The following is a 3,808-nucleotide window of genomic DNA, read 5'->3' as shown; positions in this document are numbered from 1 at the left end:
CGGCAGGAGCGCCAGCCACAGCCACAGCAGCAACCATGGCGGCAGCAGGCGGTTGCCCTGGCGGGCGGTGTGCCAAAGCGGGGCGGGCGGGGCAATGCGCGGCATGGGCGCGATTGTCCGGCAGCGGTACGGTGACCGCGTGCAGGAAGCGTCCTATTTGGTATCCGGCCTCGGGGAGGTGCCTCCTGGGCAGCCGCCCCGGCTCAGCCGGCCGGGCAGAACAGCTCGACGCGGTCGCTGATGATGCCGTCGGTGTCCAGCTGCAGCAGGCGCTCGGCCGCCCACTCGTCGTTCACGGTGTAGCTCAGCGTGCGCAACCCTGCCTGGCGGGCGCTGGCGACCAGCGTCGCGTCCCACAGCGCGTGGTTGCACACCAGGGCGCCGCAGCCCAGCTGCTGCGCCGTCTCGAGCCAGCCCTCGTGCAGCTGGTCCAGCAGCAGCCCGCGCGGCAGCTGCGGCGCGACCTCGCGCGCGCCCGAGAGCGCCAGTGGCTGAAAGGAGGTCAGCAGCGGCGGCACGGACTGCCCGTGCCACAGCCGCGCCGCCAAGCCGGCGACCGCGCGGCCGGTCGCCTCCTCGGTGCCCGGCGTGGGCTTGATCTCGATGTTGAGCAGGTGGCCGTTGGCGATGCACCAGCGCGCCAGTGCCTCGAGCGTGGGGATCGGCTCGCCGGCATACTGGCGCGAATGCCAGCTGCCGGCATCGAGCTGTGACAGCTGGGACCAAGCCTGCTCGCCGGCGATGCCCCGGCCGTTCGTGGTGCGCTCCAGGCTCGCGTCGTGCAGCAGGAAGACGACGCCGTCGGCGCTCAGCTTGGCATCGCACTCGAACATGCGCCAGCCGTGCGCTGCGCCCAGGCGGAAGGCGGCCAGGGTGTTCTCCGGGGCGAGCCGGCCGGCACCGCGGTGCGCGATCCAGCGGGGGTAGGGCCAGGGAGCCAGGGCGTTCATGGGGCCTCCTCGGTATCCAGGTTCAGATGCGCTTGCCGGTCTGGGCGTCGAAACTGTGGATGCGCCCGGCGCGCGGCGTGACCCGCAGCGTCTCGCCGGGCCGCGGCGCCGGCGCGCCTTCCTCGACACGCACCACCACCAGCTCGTCGCCCAGGCGGCCATAGACCAAGCGCTCAGCGCCCAGCAGTTCCACCGTCTCGACCTGCACATGCCAGCCGTCGTGCCCCACGTCCAGGTGCTCGGGGCGGATGCCGAAGATCTGCCCCGGGGTGCCGCCCGGGGCGTTCTTGAGCAGGTTCATGGGCGGCGAGCCGATGAAGCTGGCAACGAAGGTCGAGGCGGGGGTGTGGTAGACCTCCTCGGGCGTGCCGAACTGCTCCATGTTGCCGGCGTTCATGACGATGATGCGCTCGGCCAGCGTCATGGCCTCGACCTGGTCGTGCGTGACGAAGAGACTCGTGATGCCCAGCTCGCGGTGCAGTTTTTGAATCTCCAGGCGCGTCTGCACGCGCAACTTGGCGTCCAGGTTGGACAGCGGCTCGTCGAACAGGAAGACCTGCGGCTGGCGCACGATGGCCCGGCCCATGGCCACGCGCTGGCGCTGCCCGCCCGAGAGCTGGCGCGGCGTGCGCTCCAGCAGGTGCGACAGCTCCAGGATCGTGGCCGCCTTGTCCACGCGCGCGCGGATCTCCTCCTTGGGCACCTTGGCGATCTTCAGCCCGTAGGCCATGTTGTCGAACACGCTCATGTGCGGATACAGCGCGTAGTTCTGGAACACCATGGCGATGTCGCGCTTGGCCGGCTCCAGGTTGTTCACCACGCGGGGGCCGATGTGCAGCTCGCCGCCGGTGATCTCCTCCAGGCCCGCGACCATGCGCAGCAGCGTGGACTTGCCGCAGCCCGAGGGCCCGACGATGACCACGAACTCGCCGTCGCGGATCTCGGCGTTCACGCCGTGGATGACCGGCACGGCGCCCTTGCCGCTGCCGTAGGTCTTGGTGATGTTCTTCAGGGAAATGGAAGCCATAGGGATATCGGTTGTCGGGTAGCCAGGAGCGACTGCGGGCGGATCACTTTTCCGTGTCCACCAGGCCCTTGACGAACCACTTCTGCATCAGGATCACCACCACGGTGGGCGGCAGCATGGCGATGATGGCCGTGGCCATGACGATGTTCCAGTCGACGGCCGCCTCGCCGCCGGCGAGCATGCGCTTGATGCCGATGACCACCGGGTACATCTCCTCGCTGGTGGTCATCAGGAGCGGCCACAGGTACTGGTTCCAGCCGTAGATGAACTGGATCACGAACAGCGCCGCGATCGAGGTGCGCGACAGCGGCACCAGCACGTCGACGAAAAAGCGCATGGGCCCGGCGCCGTCGATGCGCGCCGCCTCCACCAGCTCGTCGGGCACGGTGAGGAAGAACTGCCGGAACAGGAAGGTGGCCGTCGCCGAGGCGATCAGCGGCAGGGTGAGGCCGGCGTAGCTGTTGAGCAGGCCCAGGTCGGCCACCACCTTGTAGGTCGGCAGGATGCGCACCTCCACCGGCAGCATCAGTGTCAGGAAGATGGCCCAGAAGCACAGCATCTTGAACGGGAAGCGGAAGTACACGATGGCGAACGCCGACAGCAGCGAGATCGCGATCTTGCCCACCGTGATGACGATCGCCACCACGAAGCTCACCCACATCATGCGCACCACGTTGGTGTTGGAGCCCAGCTTGCCCGAGCCGAACAGCGCGGCCTGGTAGTTTTCCCAGAAATGGCTGCCGGGCAGGAGCGGCATGGGCGACTGCACGATCGCGTCGGCCGTGTGCGTGGAGGCGACCAGCGCCAGGTAGAGCGGAAAGGCGACGATCGCCACGCCGAGCAGCAGCACGGCGTGGGAGATGAAGTTCAGCCAGGGATTGCGGTCGATCATGTCAGTACTGGACCTTCTTTTCCACGTAGCGGAACTGCACCACGGTCAGCGCCACGACGATCAGCATCAGGATCACCGACTGCGCGGCCGAGCCACCCAGGTCCAGCGCCTTGAAGCCGTCCTGGTAGACCTTGTAGACCAGGATGGAAGTGGACTGCCCGGGCCCGCCCTGGGTGGCGGCGTCGATGATGCCGAAGGTGTCGAAAAACGCGTAGACGATGTTGATCACCAGCAGGAAGAAGGTCGTGGGCGACAACAACGGCAGCTGGATGTTCCAGAAACGCCGCCAGGCGCCGGCGCCGTCGATCGAGGCGGCCTCGATCAGCGCCTTCGGGATCGACTGCAGCCCCGCCAGGAAGAACAGGAAGTTGTAGGAGATCTGCTTCCACACCGAGGCAATGACGATCAGCGCCATGGCCTGGTTGTCGTTCATCATGTGGTTCCACCCGTAGCCCAGGCGGCCCAGGTAGTAGGTGATGACGCCGATCGAGGGCGAGAACAGGAACACCCACAGCACGCCCGCAATCACCGGGGCCACCGCATAGGGGACGATCAGCAGCGTCTTGTAGACCATCGCGAAGCGCACGATGCGGTCCGCGAAGATCGCCAGGGCGAGCGCCAGCACGATGCCGATGCCCGCCACCAGCAGGGAGAACAGCGCCGTGCGCTTGAAGGAATTCAGGTAGGCCGGGTCGTCCAGCAATTGCTGGAAGTTCTGCAGCCCCACCCATTCGGTGCTCATGCCGAAGGCGTCTTCCATCTGGAAGGACTGCATCACCGCCTGCCAGGCGGGCCAAAAGAAGAAGATGCCGATGATCAGCAGCTGCGGAGCGATCAGCACCCAGGGCAGCCAGGCCGAGCGGAACAGTACGCGTTTTTCCATGGGCGTTCAAAAAACAAAAAACCGCCGGCGCACGCGGGCGGCCGTCGGGTCAGGGG

General features: G+C 67.2%; 4 protein-coding genes. All 4 read right to left on the bottom strand.

Annotation, left to right across the window (positions count from 1 at the left end; genetic code table 11):
* Nucleotides 1-203 precede the first annotated feature (203 nt).
* From ugpQ to ugpA, 4 genes are read right to left on the bottom strand one after another with little or no spacing between them, the layout of a single operon-like run.
* Nucleotides 204-950: a glycerophosphodiester phosphodiesterase gene (gene ugpQ / locus A612_RS08715; RefSeq protein ID WP_019374118.1), complete on the bottom strand. Its 747-nt coding sequence runs from the start codon at nt 948-950 to the stop codon at nt 204-206.
* A 22-nt stretch (nt 951-972) separates the two neighbouring features.
* Nucleotides 973-1,977: a sn-glycerol-3-phosphate import ATP-binding protein UgpC gene (locus A612_RS08710; protein ID WP_019374117.1), complete on the bottom strand. Its 1,005-nt coding sequence runs from the start codon at nt 1,975-1,977 to the stop codon at nt 973-975.
* A gap of 43 nt (nt 1,978-2,020) precedes the next feature.
* Complete coding sequence (ugpE, locus tag A612_RS08705) at nt 2,021-2,869, bottom strand: sn-glycerol-3-phosphate ABC transporter permease UgpE (RefSeq protein ID WP_019374116.1); 849 nt, start codon at nt 2,867-2,869, stop codon at nt 2,021-2,023.
* Between the two features lies 1 nt (nt 2,870).
* A complete protein-coding gene (gene ugpA / locus A612_RS08700) occupies nt 2,871-3,752 on the bottom strand; it encodes a sn-glycerol-3-phosphate ABC transporter permease UgpA (protein ID WP_019374115.1) in 882 nt (293 codons plus the stop codon).
* Nucleotides 3,753-3,808 lie beyond the last annotated feature (56 nt).

It is taken from the genome of Melaminivora alkalimesophila, from assembly GCF_000282995.1.
Lineage (GTDB): Bacteria > Pseudomonadota > Gammaproteobacteria > Burkholderiales > Burkholderiaceae_C > Melaminivora > Melaminivora alkalimesophila.
Note: the sequence above shows the minus strand (reverse complement) of the source record. Positions and strands in the feature narration are given on the sequence as shown.